Source organism: Streptomyces sp. NPDC012935, assembly GCF_042900345.1.
Lineage (GTDB): Bacteria > Actinomycetota > Actinomycetes > Streptomycetales > Streptomycetaceae > Streptomyces.
On the sequence record NZ_JBIBBC010000075.1, the window covers coordinates 1 to 1,414 of the forward strand.

Consider the following 1,414-nt stretch of genomic DNA (forward strand, 5'->3'; position numbering starts at 1 on the left):
GAGGCGTTGGCCACCGCGTAGTACGCGAGCACACCGAAGGAGGAGAAGCCGATCGCACCCCTCACGTCCACCGTGGCGGCGAGGACCGCGACCACCGCGCCGACGGCCAGCTCAGCCCGGTGCGGCACCTGGAAACGGGGATGCACGGCGGCCAGGACGCCGGGCAGATGCCGGTCGCGGGCCATGGCCAGCGTCGTACGGGAGACACCCAGGATCAGCGCGAGCAGCGACCCCAGCGCCGCGACGGCCGCACCGGCCCGCACGACGGGGGCCAGCCCCGGCGCTCCGGCCGCGCGCACGGCGTCGGTCAGCGGCGCACCCGCAGCCCCCAGCCCGTCAGCCCCGAGCACGGAGAGGACCGCCACCGAGACGAGCGCGTAGACCACCAGCGTCATGCCCAGGGCGAGCGGGATCGCCCGGGGGATCGTGCGGGCGGGGTCCCGTACCTCCTCACCCAGGGTCGCGATCCGCGCGTACCCGGCGAACGCGAAGAAGAGCAGGCCGGCCGCCTGGAGGACACCCCTCACGCCGCCCGTGGCCCCGGCCCCCAGGTGTGCGGCGTCCGACTGGCCGGAGCCCAGGCACACGACCACCACACAAGCCAGAACAGCCAGGACGACCGCCACGATCGCCCGCGTCAGCCAGGCGGACTTCTGCACGCCGCCGTAGTTCACCACGGTCAGTGCCACCACAGCCGCGACCGCCACCGCGTGCGCCTGATCAGGCCAGACGTACGCCCCGACCGTCAACGCCATCGCCGCACAGGAGGCAGTCTTGCCGACCACGAAGGCCCAGCCCGCGAGGTACCCCCAGAACTCCCCCAGCCGCTCACGCCCGTACACGTACGTCCCACCCGAGGCCGGGTAGCGGGCGGCCAGCCGTGCCGACGACATGGCGTTGCAGTACGCGACGACGGCGGCGACCGCGAGCCCGGTGAGGAGCCCGGAGCCTGCCGCGCGGGCGGCCGGGGCGAGCGCCGCGAAGATCCCGGCTCCGATCATCGAGCCGAGTCCGATGACGATGGCGTCCCCGACTCCGAGCGAACGCCGCAGCTCGGCAGAGGCGGGGGTGGACGGAGTCATGGCCCGACCCTACTGATCGCCGCAACCGGCAGGCGCCGCCGATACGTCCTGTTCACCAACGGAGCAGCAACGGTGTGCGAACGAGCGCGCCGGAGATCACAGTGCCTGGAGAAGTGCAGGCTTGGCGCGGAGGGGCAGGTTCAGAGGTATGACGATCATCAGCTGGATCTTCCTGGGGCTGTTGGCCGGAGCCATCGCCAAGTTCCTGCTGCCGGGCCGGGACCCCGGCGGCTTCATCGGCACGACGCTCATCGGCGTCGCGGGTGCGTTCATCGGCGGCTGGATCTCGGCCCGCTGGCTGGACCACCCGATCAGCAAGGACTTCTACGACG

2 protein-coding genes are annotated in these 1,414 nt (G+C 72.4%); one reads left to right on the top strand and one right to left on the bottom strand.

The window, feature by feature from the left end:
- Window positions 1-1,082: APC family permease (locus tag ACFY5C_RS41540; RefSeq protein WP_389455280.1), on the bottom strand; the 1,082-nt coding region annotated here is incomplete at its 3' end.
- A gap of 148 nt (window positions 1,083-1,230) precedes the next feature.
- On the opposite strand from ACFY5C_RS41540, the gene ACFY5C_RS41545 reads away from it, so the two are divergent.
- A partial coding sequence (locus ACFY5C_RS41545; protein ID WP_389455282.1) for a GlsB/YeaQ/YmgE family stress response membrane protein occupies window positions 1,231-1,414 on the top strand: 184 nt, incomplete at its 3' end.